Source organism: Dolomitihabitans soli, assembly GCF_022213955.1.
In the GTDB taxonomy this organism is placed as follows: Bacteria; Actinomycetota; Actinomycetes; order Streptosporangiales; family Streptosporangiaceae; genus Streptosporangium_A; species Streptosporangium_A soli.
The window spans coordinates 120064-137940 of the sequence record NZ_JAKNTW010000019.1 but is presented as its reverse complement, the minus strand read 5'-3'; the positions used below and the strand labels follow the sequence as shown (position 1 = coordinate 137940).

At 69.7% G+C, this 17877-nt stretch carries 13 protein-coding genes; 2 read left to right on the top strand and 11 right to left on the bottom strand.

Going from position 1 to position 17877, the window contains the following annotated elements; all coding sequences use genetic code 11:
- Positions 1-61: 61 nt before the first annotated feature.
- From MBA17_RS30860 to MBA17_RS30840, 5 genes are all read right to left on the bottom strand, one after another.
- On the bottom strand, positions 62-748 hold the full coding sequence (locus MBA17_RS30860; RefSeq protein ID WP_238500262.1) for a YesL family protein: 687 nt from the start codon (positions 746-748) through the stop codon (positions 62-64).
- Between the two features lie 32 nt (positions 749-780).
- Positions 781-2415 carry an ABC transporter substrate-binding protein gene (locus MBA17_RS30855; RefSeq protein ID WP_238500261.1) on the bottom strand — a complete coding sequence of 545 codons (1635 nt, stop codon included), beginning with the start codon at positions 2413-2415 and terminating at the stop codon, positions 781-783.
- A 61-nt stretch (positions 2416-2476) separates the two neighbouring features.
- Positions 2477-3352 (bottom strand): carbohydrate ABC transporter permease, encoded by an 876-nt coding sequence (locus tag MBA17_RS30850; RefSeq protein WP_238500260.1) that lies wholly within the window; start codon positions 3350-3352, stop codon positions 2477-2479.
- On the bottom strand, positions 3349-4326 hold the full coding sequence (locus MBA17_RS30845) for an ABC transporter permease (RefSeq protein ID WP_238500259.1): 978 nt from the start codon (positions 4324-4326) through the stop codon (positions 3349-3351). Before MBA17_RS30845 ends, MBA17_RS30850 begins: the two co-directional genes overlap by 4 nt.
- A complete protein-coding gene (locus MBA17_RS30840) occupies positions 4326-6743 on the bottom strand; it encodes a beta-xylosidase/alpha-l-arabinosidase (RefSeq protein ID WP_238500258.1) in 2418 nt (805 codons plus the stop codon). Before MBA17_RS30840 ends, MBA17_RS30845 begins: the two co-directional genes overlap by 1 nt.
- Before the next feature lie 309 nt (positions 6744-7052).
- On the opposite strand from MBA17_RS30840, the gene MBA17_RS49760 reads away from it, so the two are divergent.
- Positions 7053-7175, top strand: a complete 123-nt coding sequence (locus MBA17_RS49760; protein WP_274386209.1) for a hypothetical protein — start codon at positions 7053-7055, stop codon at positions 7173-7175.
- A 31-nt stretch (positions 7176-7206) separates the two neighbouring features.
- On the opposite strand, the gene modA is transcribed toward MBA17_RS49760, so the two are convergent.
- A complete protein-coding gene (gene modA / locus MBA17_RS30835; protein ID WP_238500257.1) occupies positions 7207-8007 on the bottom strand; it encodes a molybdate ABC transporter substrate-binding protein in 801 nt (266 codons plus the stop codon).
- Between the two features lie 387 nt (positions 8008-8394).
- Here modA and MBA17_RS30830 point away from each other — a divergent pair, with 387 nt between their 5' ends.
- On the top strand, positions 8395-12471 hold the full coding sequence (locus MBA17_RS30830; RefSeq protein WP_238500256.1) for a bifunctional nitrate reductase/sulfite reductase flavoprotein subunit alpha: 4077 nt from the start codon (positions 8395-8397) through the stop codon (positions 12469-12471).
- Positions 12472-12587: 116 nt separating this feature from the next.
- Here MBA17_RS30830 and MBA17_RS30825 read toward each other — a convergent pair whose 3' ends face one another.
- The 5 genes from MBA17_RS30825 to MBA17_RS30805 form a co-directional block, all read right to left on the bottom strand.
- A complete protein-coding gene (locus MBA17_RS30825; protein WP_238500255.1) occupies positions 12588-14126 on the bottom strand; it encodes a serine/threonine-protein kinase in 1539 nt (512 codons plus the stop codon).
- A gap of 137 nt (positions 14127-14263) precedes the next feature.
- Positions 14264-14863, bottom strand: coding sequence for a TetR/AcrR family transcriptional regulator (locus MBA17_RS30820; RefSeq protein ID WP_238500254.1), 600 nt, complete (start codon positions 14861-14863; stop codon positions 14264-14266).
- 16 nt (positions 14864-14879) lie between these two features.
- The gene (locus MBA17_RS30815; protein WP_238500253.1) at positions 14880-15848 is read right to left on the bottom strand and encodes an NAD-dependent epimerase/dehydratase family protein; all 969 of its coding nucleotides are present in this window, start codon (positions 15846-15848) and stop codon (positions 14880-14882) included.
- Positions 15849-15984: 136 nt separating this feature from the next.
- Positions 15985-17184, bottom strand: coding sequence for a sensor histidine kinase (locus MBA17_RS30810; RefSeq protein WP_238500252.1), 1200 nt, complete (start codon positions 17182-17184; stop codon positions 15985-15987).
- Positions 17181-17837, bottom strand: a complete 657-nt coding sequence (locus tag MBA17_RS30805) for a response regulator transcription factor (RefSeq protein WP_238500412.1) — start codon at positions 17835-17837, stop codon at positions 17181-17183. Before MBA17_RS30805 ends, MBA17_RS30810 begins: the two co-directional genes overlap by 4 nt.
- Positions 17838-17877 lie beyond the last annotated feature (40 nt).

Here is a 17877-nt window from a genome sequence, read left to right as displayed (position 1 = left end):
CGGCGCGTGGCGCTCCGGGGCGGCACGTGGCGCTCCGGGGCGGCGCGCGCGACGGGTGCTCCTACTCGGTGAACTTCTCCTGAATCTCGGCGATCATGGGGCGGCAGTTCCGCAGGAGCGCGGCGGCGAACGCGAAGGCCAGCACCGCCAGCACCGCCTCGGAGGCGACGACGGTGACGCCGGCCGCCACGACCAGCAGGCACGCGTTGCCCACGGCCACCCTGGGGGAGCGCACCAGGAAGTACGAGGCCAGGCGGGCCACGTCCGCCGCCCGGAACGCGAACAGCGAAGTGATCGTCAACGCGTTGGCGATCCACAGGGCCGACGCCACCGCGATGAGGACCAGGAGCACCGCCCACCACCCGGGAACGCCGCCGGCGGAGAAGTGCGCGAGGTTCACCCCGATGATCGTCAGCCCCGCCAGCCAGGGAACCCAGATCGTCAGGACGCCTCGGACGCCTGCCCGGTAGCCCCGCCAGAACGCCGTCGCGGGGTGCAGGTCCGTCAGATCACGACGACGGTGGTGCAGCGCGTACAGCGCGGCGGAGAGCGCCGGACCGATCGGGAGCAGGCAGACCGCGGCCAGCGGGATGTTGCTGACGTCACGGTCCAGCAGGACGAGCCCGACGATGGTGGGCGCGACGGCGGCCAGCAGCAGCAGTTCGACGACCAGCAGGCTGTAGATCAGCGCGGCGGCGCGCGAGAGCGGTCCTTCGCCGAACCGCCGTGCGGCTGCTGTCTCGCTCATCGAGAACTCCTTCGCTCGCGGTGCCGGATCGATCAGCCGTGTTCCTTCTTGAAGCGCTCGTACGCGCCGTTGACCAGGTTCATGTAGGACGTCATGTTCTTGGCCTCCAGCTCCTTGACGTAGGCGTCCCACTCGCCGAGGTCGCGATCGCCGAGGATGAACTTGAGCGTCATCTGGGTGACGTAGTCCTTCAGCGGCGTCTCCCACAGGCTCGCCTGCTCGCGCTCCTCGTCGGAGAACGGGCGCGGAGGCTCCACCGGACGGGCCTTCCTGGTCTTCATCACCGCCTGGAACGCCAGCTCCTCCTCGGAGAAGGTCGATTCGAGAAGCTTGGTGGTCCCGCCGTACGCGAACACTCCGTTGGAGAATCCGAAGTCCTTCTGCAGGTGCTTCTTTCCCTCGGGATTGAGCCCGATGAAGTCGACGTCCGGCGCCAGCTTGAACTCACCGGACGCGTCCTTGGTCGACGTGACCCCTTCGACGCCCCACTTGGCGAACTCCTCGCCCTGGTCCGAGTACCAGAGCCAGTCGATGAACTGCATCATGGCGACGAAGTTCTTGCTCTCCAGGGCCTTCTTCGAGATCATGATGCCGTTCTCGAGGCGGTTGCCGTACTTGACCTCGCCGAGCGGTCCCGTCGGCACCGGGATCTTGGCGATCTTGGCGTCCGGGTTCAGCTTCTCCATCGGCGGCCGGTAGTCGTTGACCAGCGTCTGCGCGTTGGTGCCGGTCACGAAGGTCTTGCCGGACACGAACTTCTGCTTCGCGGCGTCGTCGGTCTGGGTGAAGCTCTCCGGGTCGAGCAGCTTCTCCTTCACCAGCTTGTTGAGATACACCAGCATCTGCCGGTACTGGTCCATGGCGCCGGTGAAGGCGAACTTCCCGGCGGTCGCATCCCACCTCGCGGGAAGGTAACCCCAGCCGCCGGGGGCGCCGTACGCCTGGCCGACGATGTTCAGCAGGTTGCCGCCCGGGGTGGGGATGCCCCACCTGTCGGAGAAGGGATAGAGGTCGGGATACTCGGCCTTCATCGCCTTGAGTACGGTGTACAGCTCCTCCCAGGTCTTCGGGACCTCCAGGCCGAGCTTCTCCAGGATGTCGGTCCTGACGGCCAGGGAGTAGTCGAGCCAGATCTCCTCATGTAGCCCGGGGAGCAGGTAGAACCGGCCGTCGGACTGCCGGAGCGTGTCCACGTCGGCCTGCAGGTTCCACTTGGCGACCTTGTCCTTGAAGTGGGGCATCAGGTCGAGGTGGTCGCTGACCGGAAGGATGGTGCCGGAGGCGACGAAAGGTACCTCCTGGCCCGGGTAGGTCTTCGGGATGATGAGCGGGGCGTCACCGGCTCCGATCACCAGGCTGCGCTTCTGCTCGTAGTCGCTGAGCGGCACCAGTGTCGGCGTGAGCGTCACCCCGGTCCGCTTGTTGAGTTCCGACCAGAACAGCCAGTCCTTCTTGAGCGGATAGTTCGGGTGGTTGAGGTAGAGGATGGAGAAGGTGAGCGGTGCCGTCGCCTTGAACTGGTCGCCGACGCCGTACTTGGCCATCGCGCCGTCCTTGTTCGGCGAGAGGTCCTTGCCCTGCTCCGGCTCGTCACTGCCGCAGCCGGCGATCGTGAGGGTGAACGCACCGATGGCGAGCAACGCCTGACGCCGGGAGACTTGGTACATGGGGGGTTCCTTTCCCAGTGGAATGGGTGGGGTGAAAGCGCGTGAGGTCACCGGGCAGGGGCTAGCCCTTGACCGCGCCGAGCATGACTCCTGAGACGAAGAACCGCTGGACGAAGGGGTAGACCACCAGGATGGGGATGAGGGTGAGCACGATCGTCACCGACTGGATGTTGGCCGCCGCCTGCGTCAGGTCGCCGGCCACGGCGCCGGCGTTCTCGGAGGTCGTGGCACCGGCGATGAGATTGCGCAGATAGACGGTCACCGGGAACAGTTCCGATTCGTTCATGTAGAGGAAGGCAGCGAACCAGGAGTTCCAGTACGAGACGGCGTAGAAAAGCACCATCGTGGCGATCACCGCCTTCGACAACGGCAGCACGATTCGCAGCAGAATGCCGTAGGTGCTCAGGCCGTCGATGGCGGCGGCCTCCTCCAGTTCGACCGGCAGGCCCTCGAAGAACGCCTTCATGACCAGGAGGTTGAACACGTTGATGGCGTTGGGCAGCACGATGGCCCAGATGCTGTCCTTCAGCCCCAGGCTGGTGACCAGGACATAGTTGGGAATCAGGCCGCCGGAGAAGAACATGGTGAAGAGGGCGATCGCGACCAGGGTCTTGCGGCCTCTGAGGTGCTTCTTGGACAGGACATAGGCGTAGCAGGTGGTCAGGACGATCGAGATCAACGTGGCGACGACGGTGTACACCACGGTGTTCCGGTAGTTCGTCCAGAACATCGGATCGGAGGCCACGATCTGGTACGTCGTGAGGTTGAACCCGCGGGGAATGAGGTTGACCTGCCCGGAGGCGATGTAGCTCTCTTCGCTGAACGAGCGGGCGACGATGTTGACGAAGGGGTACAGCGTCACCACCACGACGCCGGTCAGGATGACGGCGTTGACCGCCTGGAATATCCGGTAACCCCGGCTCGTAGCGAGTGTCACCACAGGCTCGTCCCTACTGTGCGGCGGGAGATCACGTTGGCCGACAGGACCAGCGCCAGCCCGATCAGGGCCTCGAACAGTCCGATGGCCGCGGCGTAACTGAAGTTGCCGGAGACCACGCCCACGCGATACAGGTACGTGGAGATCACGTCGGCGGTCGGGTACGTCAACGGGTTGTAGAGCAGCAGGACCTTCTCGAACCCCACGGCCAGGAACGTGCCGATGTTGAGGATCAGCAGGGTGACCACCGTCGGCAGGATGCCCGGGAGCGTCACGTGCAAGGTCTGCCGCCAGCGGCCGGCGCCGTCGATCCGAGCCGCCTCGTACAACTGGTCGTCGATGGTCGTGAGCGCGGCGAGATAGAGGATCGTCCCCCAGCCGACGGTCTGCCACATCTCCGAGGAGACGTAGATCGTCCGGAACCAGTCCGGTTGTTGCAGGAAGATGATGGTCTCGTTGCCCATCGTCCGCAGGATCTGGTTCACCGGCCCGTCGAGGGCCAGCAGCTGCATGGTGACGCCGGCCACGATCACGATCGACAGGAAATGCGGCAGGTAGGACACCGACTGGACGAACCGTTTGAGTTTGCGGTTCCGGATCTCGTTGAGCAGCAGCGCGAGCACGATCGGCAACGGGAAGCAGAACAGCAGGGTCAGCGCCCCCAGCACCAGGGTGTTGGTGAACACGGTCCAGAACGTCGGATCGCTCAGGAACATCCGCACGTAACGCAGACCCACCCAGGCCTCGCCCAGCACGCTGCCGCCGGGCTCGAACCGCCGGAAGGCGATCACGTTGCCGATCATCGGCACGTACCGGAAGATCACGAAGAATAGCAGCGGCAGAACGGCCAGCGAGTACAGCTGCCAGTCGCGCCGCAGCGCCGCCCGCCAGCCACCGCGGGGACGCCTACGACGAGTGGAACCGCGCTCCGCCCGGTCCTCCGACGGCGGGGTCGACGTCTTGGCCGTGCTCATCAGCCGGCCTTCGGAGTGATGCGGTCAACGTGCGCCACCGGCTGCAGCCGGCGCTGATGGCCGACCTCGCGCTCGGCGCCGACCAGGCGCAGCGGAACGGCCGCCAGCACCTCCGCGCTCGACCGGGCGAACCGCAACTCGACGTCACCGGGCTCCACGATGCGCCTGCCGTGCACCCCGGTGAACGACGTGACGTCGGCCGGAACCGTGAACGTCGCGCGCGCCGCCTCCCCGGGTTCCAGCGGGACGCGGACATAGCCGACCAGGCGGACCACCGGTCTCGTCGTCTGCGCGACCGGATCGTGCAGGTACAGCTGTACGACCTCGGTGCCCGCCCGTGCTCCGGTGTTCCGGACCGTGACCTCGACGGTCACCTCTCCGTCGACCGACCAGGCGGCCCGTTCGGCCAGGTCCGCCAGGTCGGCCGGCACCGGCAGGTCGCCGACCCGGTGACCGTCGGGCCCGAGCACGCCCGCGTCGCTCCACTCGAAGGTCGTGTAGCCCAGTCCGTGCCCGAACGGGAACGCGGGGGTCGGATCGATGTTCGACACCTTCGACCGGTGTCCCAGCCACGGCGACAGATAGGTCACCGGCAGGCCACCGGCGTCACGGGGCACGCTGACCGGCAGCCGCCCGGACGGGTTCACCACGCCGGTGAGCACCTCCGCCAGCGCCTGACCTCCCCGCTGTCCCGGGAAGAAGCCGTAGATCACGCCCGCGGCCGCATCGGTCTCCGGCCCCAGCGCGTACGGCCGGCCGGCGAGCAACACCAGGACGACCGGGGTGCCGGTCGCGAGCACGGCCCGGACGAGCTCGGCCTGCACACCCGGCAGGCGTAGATCGGTGGCGTCGCACCCCTCTCCAGAGGTGCCCCGCCCGAACAGTCCCGCCCGGTCTCCGACGGCGAGCACGCACACGTCGCTCGCCGCGGCCGCCGCGGCGGCGGCCGCGATGCCCGAGGTGTCGTCGCCGGTGATGTCGCAACCGGGCAGGTAGGTGAGATCGGGGATCGACCGGCCGAGGGCTTCGCGCAGCGACGGGAGGTCCAGCCCGAGTCCGTGGTCGGGGTGCGCGCCCACGTGCGCGGGGAAGGAGTAGCAGCCGAGCATCGCCATCGGGTCGTCGGCGACCGGGCCCACCAGGGCCACCCGCCGGTGCGCGGAGAGCGGCAGGATCCCGCCGGTGTTCCGCAGCAGGACGACCGACTCGCGCGCCAGGCGCAGGGCGACGTCCTGGCTGGTCTCGTCGTCGAGGCGAAGATTCTCGACGTCGTCGGGCAGGCTCTGCCAGTCCTCGTCGAGCAGGCCGAGCTCGGCCTTCTGGGTCAGCACCCGGAGCAGGGCGCGGTCGACCAGCACCTCGTCGACCGTGCCGGCTCGCACCGCCTCGATCAGGGGCGCTCCGAACGTGTCGACCGTGGGCAGCTCGACGTCGATGCCGGCCCGCAGGGCGAGCGCGGCGGCGTCCGACGCCTCGGCGGCGACGCCGTGCAGGCTCTGCAGGAACCGGATCGCGAAGTAGTCGGCGACCAGGATGCCGGCGAATCCCCAGTCGTCCCGCAGCAGCCGGGTCAGCAGGTCCTCGTCGGCCGCCACGGGAACGCCGTCGATCTCGGCGTACGAGTGCATCACCGACCGGGCGCCGCCGAGACGAAGGGCCATCTCGAACGGCGGCAGCACGATATCGGCCAGTTCCCGGGGTCCCATCGGGACGGGGGCGAGGTTGCGGCCGCCCCGGGACGCGGAATAGCCGGCGAAGTGTTTCAGCGTGGCGACGACGCCGGCGCCCTCCACGCCCCGCACGTATGCCGCGCCGATCGTTCCCACCAGGTAGGGGTCCTCGCCGATCGTCTCCTCGGTGCGGCCCCAGCGGTAGTCGCGGGTCACGTCCAGCACCGGGGCCAGCCCCTGGTGAACGCCGGCGGCGCGCATGGACCGGCCGATCCGCCCGGCCATCTCTTCGATCAGCTCGGGGTCGAAGGACGCCCCCCAGCTCAGCGGCGCCGGGTAAACGGTCGCTCCCCAGGCGGCGAAACCGGTCAGGCACTCCTCGTGAACCTGGGCCGGAATCCCGAACCGGCTGGTCGCCACGATCTCCGCCTGCGAGGTGGCCAGCGAACGCGCGCCGACGACGGGATCGATCGGTGCGGTCCCGAACGGGCGGGTCAGCTGGCCCAGCCCGTGCCGGATGACGGTGCTCCACTCCATGCTGCCCGCCAGGTCGGCCTGGTGCGGGGCGACGCCTCCGCCCGAGGCGTCGGCGCCGACCCACACCCCGACGAGCTGGGCGACCTTCTCTTCCAGCGTCATGAGCGGGATGAGCGCCCCGGCGCGTTCGGCGGAGGACAGCCGCGCGTCCCGCCACTGCGCGGTCTCACCGGACGCAGGGCTTGTGTCAATTGGTACGTGGCCCCTCATGCCATCCCTTCGGCCGAAGACGGCGCCATCCACGCTGCCAGCGGAACGCCACGCTGGGGGTGATCCTCGAAACTTTCGAGAAGAGCCGCTAATATTGCGGTAACATAAGGGGCACACTGGGGCGTGTCAAGAGAACCGCCACCTATCACTTCGCTGATCAGACCGATAAAGGCGAGCGACATCCCGCCTCGTCCGACTGCCGTGCGACGTCCGAAAAGTTTCGAGAAACTTACCGACGCACCCCCTGCTCGGCGTCGAACCCGGTCGGCGACGACCGCGACCGCCGCCGACGAGGAGGCAAGCGTCTCCGTGACGATGGTCCCCCACCCGCGCCACCGCCTGCACACCGGCCCGCCGCAAGATCACCGAAGCCTCGGCCCCCGCCGGCCGTACGGCGTCGAGGCCAGGCGACGCCGTACGGACGACCACTAGCCGTACCGAAGAAACTCCAGCGGCCGCGGGGTCAGGGAGCCTCGAAGCCCGCCTTGGTCAGCACGTCCGTCCCCTGCTGTGACAGCACCAGGTCGGCGAACTGCTTGGCCAGGTCACCGGCCGGCGCCTTGGACAGCGTGGCGATCGGGTAGTCGTTGATCGCCTTGTCGGCTTCGGGGAAGCCGATGCCCCGCACCTTGCCGGCCGAGGCGAGCACGTCCGTCTTGTAGACCAGCGCCGCGTCGACCTCGCCGAGTGAGACCTTGGTGAGGGTGGCCTTGACGTCCTGTTCCAGGGTGACGGGGGTGACCTTCAGCCCGGCCGCGGCCAGCGCCTTGGCCGCCGCCGCCCCGCACGGCACCTGCTCCGCGCACAGGGCGACCTTGACCTTCGGGTCGGTCAGGTCCTTGAGATCGTCGACCTCGGCCGGGTTGTCGGCGGGGACGGCGATCTCCAGTTTGTTGCGCGCGAACGTCGTCGGCGCGCTCGCCAGGGAGGCGTCGGTGACGGTCTTCATGGTGGCGGGGCTGGCCGCGGCGAACACGTCGGCGGGCGCGCCCTGGGTGATCTGCTGGGCCAGCGTGGCACTGGAGCCGAAGTTGAACGTCACCTTCGTGCCCGGGTGGGCGGCCTCGAACTCCTTGCCCAGCGCGGTGAACGTTTCAGTCAGGGAGGCGGCGGCGAACACCGTCAGCGTCTTCGCCTCGGCGACGGGAGAAGCGGAGCCCGGCGCGGCGGACGGGGACCCGGTGGAACCACAGGCGACCACGCCCAGCATCAGGGCCAGGGCGGCGGGGGCCGCGATCGCCCATCGGGTAAGACGCTTGAGCATCAAAGCACTCCTCAATCACTCGGGACGCGAGCGAAGCCGGGGGACCCGGCGGCGGTGAGTGCCGGCACTCACCCCGGCGTCACTGCTGCGAAACATCGTCACTAGTCGAACTCTACATTCGCAGATACTGGCATCACACCCCACGATTCATGGCAATGGCCATATGATCCAGCGCTGGATCATCTCAGATGCGAGATCAGAGCCAGACTCGACGTGGCAGGGAGAAATCTGCTGTGATGCGGATGTAACCGCCATGAGCGAACAGCCGTGATCTCGGCGTAACCCGCGTTTCTTACGTTTTCGTCGTTGGATCCACCCGGTGTGGCTGTGGCACCTCCGCTGCTCGGTGGACGGCGTCATAGGCCCCTGCTCAGCGGATTGGGACGTATGACGACGGTGAAGACGGCCTGCTCCTACTGCGGTGTCGGCTGCGGGATCGTCCTGAACGTGGACGCGCGGGGCCGGGTCGTGAAGGCATCCGGCGACAAGGAGCACCCCGCCAACGCCGGACGCCTGTGCACCAAGGGAGCCACCAGCGCCGACCTGTTCACCGCCCCTGGCCGGCTGGAAGGTGCGCTGCTGCGGCCGGACCGGGGCGCCGAGCCCGCTCCGGCGAACGTGGACGCGGCGATCACCGAGACGGCCCGCCGGCTGCGCCGGATCCTGGACGAGCACGGGCCCGACGCGCTGTCCTTCTACGTGTCGGGCCAGATGACCCTCGAAGCGCAGTACCTGGCCAACAAGCTCGCCAAGGGTTTTGTCGGCACCAACCAGATCGAGTCCAACTCGCGGCTGTGCATGGCCAGTGCGGGCAGCGGCTACAAACTGTCCCTGGGCTCCGACGGGCCGCCCGGCTCCTACCAGGACTTCGACCACGCCGATCTCTTCTTCGTGAGTGGCGCGAACATGGCCGACTGCCACCCGATCCTGTTCCTTCGGCTGATGGACCGGGTCAAGGCCGGCGCCAGGCTCATCGTGGTCGACCCGCGCCGTACCGCCACCGCCGACAAGGCCGACCTGTTCCTGCAGATCCGTCCGGGCACCGACCTGGCCCTGCTCAACGGGCTGCTGCACCTGCTGGTCGTGAACGGCGACATCGACCGGGAGTTCATCGAACAGCACACCGACGGCTGGGCGGCGATGCCGGAGTTCCTGCGGGACTATCCGCCCGAGACGGTCGCCGCCATCACCGGCATCCCCGAAGACGACCTGCGCCTGGCCGCGACGTGGATCGGCGCGGCCAGGGAGTGGATGAGCTGCTGGACGATGGGGCTCAACCAGAGCACGCACGGCACCTGGAACACCAACGCGCTGTGCAACCTGCACCTGGCCACCGGCGCGATCTGCCGTACGGGCAGCGGCCCGTTCTCACTGACCGGCCAGCCCAACGCCATGGGCGGGCGCGAGATGGGCTACATGGGGCCCGGCCTGCCCGGCCAGCGCTCGGTCCTGGTGGCGGAGGACCGCCGTTTCACCGAGGACCTGTGGAACCTGCCCCCGGGCACCCTGCGCACCGACGTCGGGCAGGGGACGATCGAGATGTTCTCGCGGATGGCCGAGGGCCGGATCAAGGCATGCTGGATCATCTGCACCAACCCGGTCGCCAGCGTCGCCAACCGCAGGACCGTCATCGCCGGCCTGGAGGCCGCCGAGTTCGTCATCACCCAGGACGTCTTCGCCGCGACCGAGACCAACGCCTACGCCGACGTGGTCCTGCCCGCCGCCATGTGGGCCGAGACCGAGGGCGTGATGATCAACTCCGAGCGGAACCTCACCCTGCTCCAGCAGGTCGTGGAACCGCCCGGGCAGGCGCTGCCCGACTGGCAGATCATCGCCCGGGTCGCCTGCGAGATGGGCTTCGAACACGCCTTCTCCTACACCAGCGCGCAGGAGGTGTTCGAGGAGATCAAGCGTGCCTGGAACCCCGGGACCGGCTACGACCTGCGGGGCGTGACCTATGAACGGCTACGCGAGACCCCCGTCCAGTGGCCCGCCCCGCCGGACGGCGATGATCGCAACCCCGTCCGTTACCTCAACGACGGCCGCAGCCAGACCCTGCTCGTACGGCCCGACGGCAGCAGCCCGCGGCTCGCCTTCGCCACCGCGAACGGCCGGGCCGTCTTCTTCCCCCGGCCGCACCTGCCCCCCGCCGAGTCGCCCGACGACGCCTACCCGTTCGTCCTCAACACCGGCCGGCTCCAGCACCAGTGGCACACCCTGACCAAGACCGGCAAGATCGCCAAGCTCAACAAGCTCAACCCGGGCCCCTTCGTCGAGATCAACCCGCTGGACGCCGCCGGGCACGAGATCGGCGAGGGCGATCTGGTGGCGATCGCCTCCCGGCGCGGCAGGGCCGTACTGCCCGCGCGCGTGACGGATCGGGTCATGCCGGGCAACTGTTTCGCGCCGTTCCACTGGAACGACCTGTTCGGCGAGTATCTCAGCGTCAACGCCGTCACCAGCGACGCCGTGGACCCGCTCTCCTTCCAGCCCGAGTTCAAGGTGTGCGCGGTCTCCCTCACCAAGGTCGCCTCGGAACCGCCCGTCGCGGTCCCGGAGCCCATCCCGGAGCCCATCCCGGCCGCCCAGGCGACCGCCGCGCCCGATCGAATCGCCGCGCTGGCCGGTCTGCTCGGGGTGGCCGACCTGACGCCACCCGTGCTCGCCGACCATGAGCGCCGTTACCTGGCCGGATTCCTGGCCGGGCTCGGCGGCACGCTGTCCGCCGGCACGACCGTGCCGGTCCTGCCGGACCACGCCCCCATCGATCCGGCGCACGCCCTGTGGGTCAACGGGACGCTGGCCGGCATGTTCTCCCGCGTCCTCGCGCCGCCCGCACAGCCGGGAGGCGGCGAACCGGCGAGCCCGACGCGCGACATCGTCATCCTGTGGGCCTCCCAGACCGGTAACGCCGAGGAGTTCGCCGCGACCAGCGCGCACCGGCTGACCGGCATCGGCCATGCCCCACGGCTCGTCAGCATGGCCGACTGCGCTCCGGCCGCCATCCCCCGCGACGCGGACCTGCTCGTGATCTCCAGCACCTTCGGCGACGGCGAGGCCCCCGACAACGGCACCGGATTCTGGGAGGCGCTCACCGAACCCGGCGCGCCGCGGCTCAACGGCACCCGCTATGCCGTACTCGCCTTCGGCGATTCCAGCTACGACGACTTCTGCGGCCACGGCCGCCGGCTCGACCAGCGCCTGGCGGAGCTCGGCGCCGTGCGCCTCGCGCCCCGAGTGGACTGCGAGCCCGACGACCAGCCGAGGGCCCTCGGCTGGCTGGAGCAGATGCTCACCACGCTCACCGGGCCCGCCCGCCCCACGCCGATATTCTCCAGCCCGGCGAGATCCGGCAGGCGCACGCCCAGTACCGTGACGCTGACCGGCAACCGGCTGCTCAGCCTGCCCGGTTCGGCCAAGGAGGTCCGGCAGTTCACCTTCGACACCGGCGGCGAACTGGCCTACCAGGCCGGTGACGCGCTCGGCGTGCCACCGGTCAACAGCGTCGGCCTGGTCGCCGAATGGCTGGCCGTGACCGGACTGGACGCCGAGGACACCGTCGAGATCTCCGGGCTCGGCCCGGTCCCCTTCGGCACGGCCCTGCACCGCCACCTGGAGATCACCAAGATCACGTCCGACCTGCTCAGGTTCGTCGCCGACCGCACCCGCGACCGTGACCTCACCAGGTATCTGCGGCCGGGGAACAAGGGCGAGCTGGCCAAGTGGACCTGGGGCCGGCAGGCCGTCGACGTCATCGGCGAACTCCCGGTCCGCGCCACGGCCCAGGAGTGGGCCGGCGTCCTCAAACGCCTGCAGCCGCGCCTGTACTCCATCTCCTCCAGCCACCTGGTCGACCCCGACGAGATACGGCTGACGGTCTCGGTCGTCCGCTTCGACAACCCACGCGGCGCCGTACGGCACGGCGTGTGCTCGACCTTCCTGGCCGACAGTCCCGAGCAGTCCACCGTGCCCGTCTTCGTGCAGCGCACCACACACTTCCGCCCGCCGGCCGACCCGGCCGTCCCGATGGTGATGATCGGCCCCGGCACCGGCGTCGCGCCCTTCCTCGGTTTCCTGGACGAGCGCCGGGCCCTGGGCCACCACGGCCGCAACTGGCTCTTCTTCGGCGAGCAGCGGCACGCCACCGACCACTACTACCGGGAAGAACTCGGCGCGCTGCACCGTGACGGCCTGCTCACCCGCCTCGACCTCGCCTTCTCCCGCGACCAGCGCGCCAAGGTCTACGTCCAGGACCGCATCCGGGAGCACGGCGTCCAGCTCTGGTCCTGGCTCCAGGACGGCGCCCAGCTCTACGTCTGCGGCGACGCCAGCCGGATGGCGAAGGACGTCGACCAGGCCCTGCACGACGTCGCCGTCACCCACGGCGGCCTCGACGACGAACAGGCCGCCGCCTACGTCAAACACCTGGCGACGAGCAAGCGCTACGTACGCGACGTGTACTGAGGCGGCGGCTCAGACGGCGCGGGCCGGCGAGACCTCGGACGGCCCTCCGGCGGCGGGCGGCGCGGACCACGAACCGGGCCCGTACGGCGCGGGCCTCCGTCGTGGGCGGTGCGCCGTCACGGCGCCGTGGGGCACATGGTGAAGGTGAAGGACTTGGACCTGGAGCCCGGCGAGGTGATCCGGTAGGTGACCGTGTGCGTCCCGTCCGGCGGCTGGAACACGTCCTTCGAGGTCACGTAGTCGCTGCGGCTGCCGGCCGGCAACCGCGACGAGCCGCTCTCCAGGACCTTCCCGTTGTAGATCCACTGGTAGGAGAACGCCGCCCCCGGCTGTGACGCGTCCAGCCCGACGCCGAAGTTCATCGTTCCCCGGTAGCAGGTGATGCCCTCGTCGTTGATTTTGGAGCTGCCCTGAGCCCGCACGTAGGCAAGGGTGAACGAGGCGCTCGACTTGGGCCTGCTCGTGCTCTTGGTGGGGGTGGGAGTGGGGGTGGGGCTCGGCCGGGTTGCCGGGCGCTTTCTGGTGGCGGTGGGCGTGGGCGTGGCGGGGGGCCGGGTGGTCGCGCGCTCCCTGGTGGGGCGGGACGTGAAGGTCGGCCGGACGGTCGGGCGCTTCGCCAGGGGTGTCCGCGTCTTTCGCGGCTTGGGCGTTCTGTGCTTGAACATGGTCGCCGAGAGGGTCGTCGAGGGGGTCGCCATCGCACCGGTGACGGCGGCGAGCTTCTGGGCGCCGGTCCCGATGGGCGAGTCGGCGTTCCACACGACGACGGCGACGACCGCCACCAGGGACGCGGCGAGCGCTCCGGCAACGCCGGCGACCAGCGGGAAGCGGCCTGCCGTACGTCTCGGGGCCGGGACCGGCGGCGGGCCCGGCACCGGTCCGCCGAGGAGTCGCAGGAGGACGTCGCGCATGGCCGGGCGGTTGCGCGGGTCCTTGTCCAGGCAGGCGTGCACGATCGAGCGCAGCGGCTGCGGCAGGTCCCCCAGCCGGGGTTCCTGGTGCAGGATGCGGTTGATGATCGCGGGCAGGGTGTCCTCGCCGAACGGCGGTGTGCCGGTGGCGGCGAACACGATGACGGACGCCCAGGCGAAGACGTCCGCCGGGGGCCCGACGTCGGCGCCCGCGAGCTGTTCGGGGGCCATGTAGGCCGGGGTGCCCATGACGGTGCTGGTGACGGTGGCCGAGGCGTCGGTGGCGCGGGCGATGCCGAAGTCGATGACCCGCGGCCCGTCCCGGCCGAGCAGCACGTTGGCGGGCTTGAGGTCCCGGTGCACGATGCCCGCCTGGTGGATGGCGGCCAGCGCGGTGGCGGTGCTGACGGCCAGCCGCTGCAGGTCCGCCCCGGCGTGCCGGCCCGCCTGCTGCAGGGAGGGCCCCTCGACGTACTCACTGACGATGTACGGCCGGCCGCTCAGCGACGCGTCCAGCACCTGGGCGATGCAGAACGGCTCGACCCGGCGCGCCGCCGCGATCTCCTTGGCGAAGCGGTCGTCGCGGGCGATGGCGTCGCGCAGGACCTTGACGGCCACGAGCCTGCCGTCGGGCGCCTGGCCGAGGTAGACGACGCCCTGGCCGCCCGCTCCCAGACGGCCGACGATCCGGTAGGCCCCCACCACTGCGGGATCATCTTCACGCAGGGGTTCGACGTGCGGCATGAGGGATGTGACTCCTGACACGGCCGGGGATCAACTCATGCACTTTAGCGGGATATATCCCTATTTGTGGGCCGGTTGCGATGATCCCGCAGCACGCCACCCTGGTGATCAACCGCCCGGTCCGGGCAGGAAATCCGTCACGTCACCTCGGCGGCCGGTGACTCCCGGTGGCCCAGCACGGTCAACGCGTACGGCGCCATCTCGGTCAGCGGATGGGTGGACTGGTAGGCACGACAGAGGGCCAGGGCGCCCTCCAGGCTGGTCAGCAGGAACAACGCGAGGCTGCGCGCCCGCGCCTCGGGGAATCCGTGCCCCGCGAGCCCGCGAGCCAGCGAGGCGAGCCAGGTGTCGTAAGCCTCGCGGCACGCCCTGGTCAGCGCCGGAGAGCCGGGTGCCGAGTCGAGGGTGACCGTGGTGATCGGGCACCCTTCGGTATAGCCGGAGGTCTCAAGGGATCTCGCGAAGTGCCCCACCATGAGGTGGACCCACTCGGACAGGCTCCCGGCGGCCTCGAAGGCGGCCTCGATCATGGCGTTGAACTCGGTGGTCGACGCGGCGATGGCCTCGGTGGCGATCTGCTCCTTCCCCCCGGGGAACAGGAAGTACACCGATCCCTTGGGCGCGCCACTGGTCTGGATGATCTCGGCGAGGCCGGTCGCCTGGTATCCCTGGCGGCACATCAGCGTCCGGGCGCTGTCGATGATCTGCTGGCGCGACTGCGAGCGTGCTCTGGGCACTGCGGCCTCCCTCTTCTCAGCCTCGGAGTCCGGCGAGCCCGGCGTCGCGGCTCCGCACCGGCGTGTAGCCCAACTCCAGGCGTGCCTTGGTGGTGTCGATCGTGCACTCCTGGCTGGACAGCCAGAATGTCATGTAGTCGAGCGGCGGGGCTCCGCTGAGGCGCAGACCGCGCCAGAGAGCCTCGCCCGCGCCGGTGAGCGCGCCGGCCAGGCCGGTGGGCAGCGAACGCCCGGGCGCCGGCACCTTCTGGGTGGACAGCAGTTCGGTGATGAAGTCGCGGAAGACGACCGGAGGGCCGTCCGTGACGAAGTACGCCTCGCCGGAGCGGCCCTTCCCGGCGGCCAGCACCAGCCCTTCGACGGCGTTGTCGACATGGGTGGTGTCGGTCAGGTGACGCCCGCCGCCGATCCAGGCGAACCGGCCTCCCCGCACCGCGGCCACGAGTTCGGGGAGAACCGTGGCGTCCCCTCGGCCCCAGACGAAGCGGGGGCGGAGCACGACCGTCTCCAGGGTGTCGTCGGCAGCGGCGAGCACGAGTTCCTCGGCCGCGGCTTTGGAAGCCGCGTAATGGGCACGCGAGCCGGGCCGTAAGGGAGCCGTCTCGTCGATGCCGACCAGCGGCAGGCCGTTCATCAGCGCGGCCTCGGTGCCGACGTGGACCAGCCTGCGCACGCCGGCCTCGCGGACCGCGCGAAGCACGTTCGCGGTCCCCTCGACGTTGTCGGCCCAGAACTCCTCCCGGCTGCCGCCGCGGGACGTGCGTGCCGCGGCGTGGAAGGCGATCTCGCTGCCCGACGCGGCCGCGCGCAGGGCGGTCACATCCGTGATGTCCCCCCGCACCGCGATCGCGCCGAGCCCGCCGACCTTGTCCGCCGCGGCGGCGCTGCGGGCCAGCGCACGCACCGTATGCCCGTCGGCGACCAGTCGCTCGACCAACCGCCCGCCGACGAACCCGGACCCGCCTGTCACGAAGTACTCGCCCATCTCTCCGACGCTCCATTCAAAGTAAGTATGTCAACCGACATAGTAACCACGCGCGGCTCGATCATCAACTCCCGCAACCATCAGACCCGCGTGGTCACCCGAGGCCGATCACCGGTTCACCGCGGAAAGGCGCGGGTCAGATCTTCGCCGCGGGGAGGCGGGCCGTGACGATGAGGCCGCCGCCCTCGTTCGGGCGGGCCGTGACGTCGCCGCCGTGCGCCTGGGCCACCGACCGGACGATGGACAGCCCGAGCCCCGCGCTCCTCGCCGTGACCAGCCGGTCGGGGCCGAGACGTTGAAAGGGCTTGAACAACGCCGGAATGTCGTACGGCGCCACGACGGGCCCGGTGTTGCCGACCTCGACCTCGACGTGCCCGTCACGGGTGGTACGGCTGGCGACCCGCACCCAGCCGCCGCCGTCCCCGACGTTGTGCCGGATCCCGTTCTCGACCAGGTTGTGCACCAGCCGTTCGAGGAGCAACGCGTCCCCGCTGGTGAGCGCCGGGCCGGGCATCTCATGCAGGGTGATCTTCGCCTGTTCCGCCTCGGCTTCGGCCCGTGCCACCACGTGGGACACCACGTCGGCGAGATCCACCGGGGACGGGTCGGTGACCTGGTGCTCGGAGCGGGCCAGCAGCAGCAGCCCCGAGATGAGCCGCTCGTGCCGGGTGTTGACCTCCAGCAGGCTCTCGCCGAGCTCCTTGATCTCGGGCGGCGCCGACTTGCGGTGCATGGCCAGCTCGACCAGCGCCCGGTTGATGGTCAGCGGGGTGCGCAGTTCGTGCGAGGCGTTGGCGACGAACCGGCGTTGCCCGTCGAAGGAGTGGTCGAGCCGTTCCACCATGGTGTCGAAGGTGTCGGCGAGTTCCTTCACCTCGTCGTCCGGGCCTTTGAGGGCGATCCGCTCGTGCAGGCCGCGGTCGGCGTTCGGCGCGGCGGAGATCCGCCGCGCCGTCTCGGTGACCTGACGGAGCGGGGCGAGCACCCGGCCCGCGACCCACCAGCCGCACCCCGTCGCCACCCCGCCGACCATGGCCAGCGCGACCCCGCCCTGGGTCACCATCGAGGTGACCGCCGCGTCGCGCAGCTCCGCCTCCTGATTCTCCACCCACTGGGCCGCATCCGCGCCGGTGAGCACGTAACCCTTCTGGGCGACGATCAGTCGTTTCTCCTTGCCGTCCCCTCCTCCGTATCTGCTGGCGAAGGTGTTCGAGATCTGCTGGGTGAACAACAGATAGGTGACACCGAGCAGGGTCAGGCCGGCGACGAGGAACAGCGCGCCGTACACACAGGTGAGCCGCGCCCGCAGGGTGAACCGCGTCCTTCCGCGGCTCATGCGATTCGGTATCCCGTTCCGGGCACCGTCTCGACGACCGGCGGCTCGGCCAGTTTGCGGCGCAGTTTGAGGATGGCGAGACGTACCGCGCCGGTGAACGGGTCGGTGTGCTCGTCCCATGCCTTCTCCAGCAGCCGCTCGGCGGAGACGACGGCCCCGTCGGCGCGCAGCAGTTCGCTGAGGACGGCGAACTCCTTCTTCGACAACGGCACGAACCGGCCGTTCCTGAACACCTCCCGGCGCGCGGGATCGAGGGTGATCCCGGCCCGCCGCAACACCGGCGGCACGGCGGGCCGCGACCGCCGCCCCAGCGCGATGACGCGGGCGGCGAGTTCGGCGAAGGCGAACGGCTTGGCGAGGTAGTCGTCGGCGCCCAGGGACAGCCCGGTCACCCGGTCGCCGATCTCCGCGGCCGCGGTGAGCATCAGCACCCGCGCGGTCGACTCCGACTCGACCAGTTCCTTGCAGACGTCGTCGCCGTGCACGAGCGGCAGGTCGCGATCAAGGACGACCACGTCGTAGTCGTTGACCGAGATCCGCTCCAGCGCCGCCGCACCGTCGTGCACGGTGTCGACCGCGTGCGAATCGTCGCGCAACCACTCGGCTATCGCGCCGGCGAGCATTCGCTCGTCCTCAACTACCAGCACCCGCATCGTGTCCTCGTACCCCTTCATCATTTATGGGCTGATCGTG

Excerpts from the sequence above, each read along its gene's own strand:
- MBA17_RS30860 (WP_238500262.1), bottom strand. The coding sequence starts at position 748 with ATGAGCGAGACAGCAGCCGCACGGCGGTTCGGCGAAGGACCGCTCTCG.
- MBA17_RS30855 (WP_238500261.1), bottom strand. The coding sequence starts at position 2,415 with ATGTACCAAGTCTCCCGGCGTCAGGCGTTGCTCGCCATCGGTGCGTTC.
- MBA17_RS30845 (WP_238500259.1), bottom strand. The coding sequence starts at position 4,326 with ATGAGCACGGCCAAGACGTCGACCCCGCCGTCGGAGGACCGGGCGGAG.
- MBA17_RS30840 (WP_238500258.1), bottom strand. The coding sequence starts at position 6,743 with ATGAGGGGCCACGTACCAATTGACACAAGCCCTGCGTCCGGTGAGACC.
- modA (WP_238500257.1), bottom strand. The coding sequence starts at position 8,007 with ATGCTCAAGCGTCTTACCCGATGGGCGATCGCGGCCCCCGCCGCCCTG.
- MBA17_RS30830 (WP_238500256.1), top strand. The coding sequence starts at position 8,395 with ATGACGACGGTGAAGACGGCCTGCTCCTACTGCGGTGTCGGCTGCGGG.
- MBA17_RS30825 (WP_238500255.1), bottom strand. The coding sequence starts at position 14,126 with ATGCCGCACGTCGAACCCCTGCGTGAAGATGATCCCGCAGTGGTGGGG.
- MBA17_RS30815 (WP_238500253.1), bottom strand. The coding sequence starts at position 15,848 with ATGGGCGAGTACTTCGTGACAGGCGGGTCCGGGTTCGTCGGCGGGCGG.
- MBA17_RS30810 (WP_238500252.1), bottom strand. The coding sequence starts at position 17,184 with ATGAGCCGCGGAAGGACGCGGTTCACCCTGCGGGCGCGGCTCACCTGT.
- MBA17_RS30805 (WP_238500412.1), bottom strand. The coding sequence starts at position 17,837 with ATGCGGGTGCTGGTAGTTGAGGACGAGCGAATGCTCGCCGGCGCGATA.